Annotated in this window: 2 tRNA genes and 2 rRNA genes (1 of these 4 cut by a window edge); all 4 read left to right on the forward strand. The window is 52.5% G+C overall.

What is annotated here, in order from left to right:
• The first annotated feature begins 236 nt into the window (after window positions 1–236).
• Window positions 237–1,754, forward strand: a 16S ribosomal RNA gene (locus D2V05_RS01790).
• A gap of 115 nt (window positions 1,755–1,869) precedes the next feature.
• Window positions 1,870–1,943, forward strand: a tRNA-Ile gene (locus D2V05_RS01795).
• 122 nt (window positions 1,944–2,065) lie between these two features.
• Window positions 2,066–2,139: transfer RNA gene (locus D2V05_RS01800), tRNA-Ala, on the forward strand.
• Between the two features lie 216 nt (window positions 2,140–2,355).
• Window positions 2,356–2,500, forward strand: a 23S ribosomal RNA gene (locus tag D2V05_RS01805) (it continues 2,675 nt past the right edge of the window).
• The 16S and 23S rRNA genes sit together here with 2 tRNA genes alongside, the layout of an rRNA operon.

Below are 2,500 nucleotides of genomic sequence, written 5' to 3' on the forward strand. Positions count from 1 at the left end.
AAAAAATATCCGAAAACATTTTGTGGAGTCGGAATAACGTTCTTATATTTGCACCCGCTTAGCTGATGAGGCAGGGCGTTTTCGAGAGGGGGATTGGTCGGGATGGCCGATTTTTTTTTCGGGAAAAACAAGAAGAAGTTCATATGCATATTGTAACGACAGCGTAAAGAGAATAAGAACCATTTTGATGCGGGGGCCCGGATATTTCCGGGTGTCGGACAGACATTCAAGGAAATACAATGAAGAGTTTGATCCTGGCTCAGGATGAACGCTAGCGGCAGGCCTAACACATGCAAGTCGAGGGGTAGAGGGTGCTTGCACCCTTGAGACCGGCGCACGGGTGCGGAACGCGTATGGAACCTGCCCCTGTCAGGGGAATAGCCCAGGGAAACTTGGATTAATGCCCCATGGTATCCATGTATCGCATGATATGTGGATTAAAGATTTATCGGACAGGGATGGCCATGCGTACCATTAGCTGGTTGGTGAGGTAACGGCTTACCAAGGCAACGATGGTTAGGGGCCCTGAGAGGGGGATCCCCCACACTGGTACTGAGACACGGACCAGACTCCTACGGGAGGCAGCAGTGAGGAATATTGGACAATGGTCGGAAGACTGATCCAGCCATGCCGCGTGCAGGATGACGGCCCTATGGGTTGTAAACTGCTTTTATACGGGAAGAAACCCACCTACGTGTAGGTGGCTGACGGTACCGTAAGAATAAGGACCGGCTAACTCCGTGCCAGCAGCCGCGGTAATACGGAGGGTCCGAGCGTTATCCGGAATCATTGGGTTTAAAGGGTCCGTAGGCGGGCCTGTAAGTCAGGGGTGAAAGTTTGTGGCTCAACCATAAAATTGCCTTTGATACTGCAGGTCTTGAGTCATGGTGGGGTTGCCGGAACATGTGGTGTAGCGGTGAAATGCATAGATATCACATAGAACACCGATCGCGAAGGCAGGTGACCAACCATGTACTGACGCTGATGGACGAAAGCGTGGGTAGCGAACGGGATTAGATACCCCGGTAGTCCACGCCGTAAACGATGGATACTAGCTGTGGGGCATTCGTGCTCCGTGGCCAAGCGAAAGTGATAAGTATCCCACCTGGGGAGTACGTTCGCAAGAATGAAACTCAAAGGAATTGACGGGGGCCCGCACAAGCGGTGGAGCATGTGGTTTAATTCGATGATACGCGAGGAACCTTACCAGGGCTTAAATGCAGGCTGCATGGGGTGGAGACATCCCTTTCTTCGGACTGCCTGCAAGGTGCTGCATGGTTGTCGTCAGCTCGTGCCGTGAGGTGTCAGGTTAAGTCCTATAACGAGCGCAACCCCTGCCGTTAGTTGCCAGCATGTAAAGATGGGGACTCTAACGGGACTGCCGGTGCAAACCGTGAGGAAGGTGGGGACGACGTCAAATCATCACGGCCCTTACGTCCTGGGCCACACACGTGCTACAATGGCCGGTACAGAGGGAAGCCACCCCGCAAGGGGGCGCGGATCTATAAAACCGGTCACAGTTCGGATCGGGGTCTGCAACTCGACCCCGTGAAGCTGGAATCGCTAGTAATCGGATATCAGCCATGATCCGGTGAATACGTTCCCGGGCCTTGTACACACCGCCCGTCAAGCCATGGAAGCCGGGAGTGCCTGAAGTCCGTCACCGCAAGGAGCGGCCTAGGGCAAAATCGGTAACTAGGGCTAAGTCGTAACAAGGTAGCCGTACCGGAAGGTGCGGCTGGAACACCTCCTTTCTAGAGAAAGAGACGCCCGGAGGTTGTTCGGGCCCCGCACGAGGTGGTCCTTTACCTTTATGCTGTCGTTTTACAATGTGTTTTTTGATATACTGGCAAATTTTTAGGCCAAGACAGTCTCATAGCTCAGCTGGTTAGAGCGCTACACTGATAATGTAGAGGTCGGCAGTTCGAGTCTGCCTGAGACTACGATGAAAGGTTCATTGAGTATTGAAAGGAAATTCTGGAAGTTGAGACACCAGTTGTTGGTTCTTGGTTGATGGTTGATGGAAATTACGATCAACGAACAACGAACAACAATCAACTAGACTGGGGAATTAGCTCAGCTGGCTAGAGCGCCTGCCTTGCACGCAGGAGGTCAAGGGTTCGACTCCCTTATTCTCCACATTTTCCCCGCGGATGCGGGGATCCCGAAGGGGCGACACCGATCAAGGTCGGTAATTTCCCGGAGGGATGCCAAATCAAGTTTGGCACAAAAGTTCATTGACATATTGGGACGGAGCGTGATGATTAGGTTCATCATGGCGAAGTCAAAAGAAGAAACACGAAGTAGAATAGAATATATAAGGATTACGAGAGGGCATCCGTACTTGGTACGGGTGCGACAAGCAAAAGAAGGGCGTATGGGGGATGCCTAGGCTCTCAGAGGCGACGAAGGACGCGATAAGCTGCGAAAATCCACGGGGAGCTGCACATGAGCTTTGATCCGTGGGTGTCCGAATGGGGCAACCCGGCAGGTTGAAGGC

Origin of the sequence: Flagellimonas pelagia, from assembly GCF_003584135.1 — a bacterium.
Classification (GTDB): domain Bacteria; phylum Bacteroidota; class Bacteroidia; order Flavobacteriales; family Flavobacteriaceae; genus Flagellimonas; species Flagellimonas pelagia.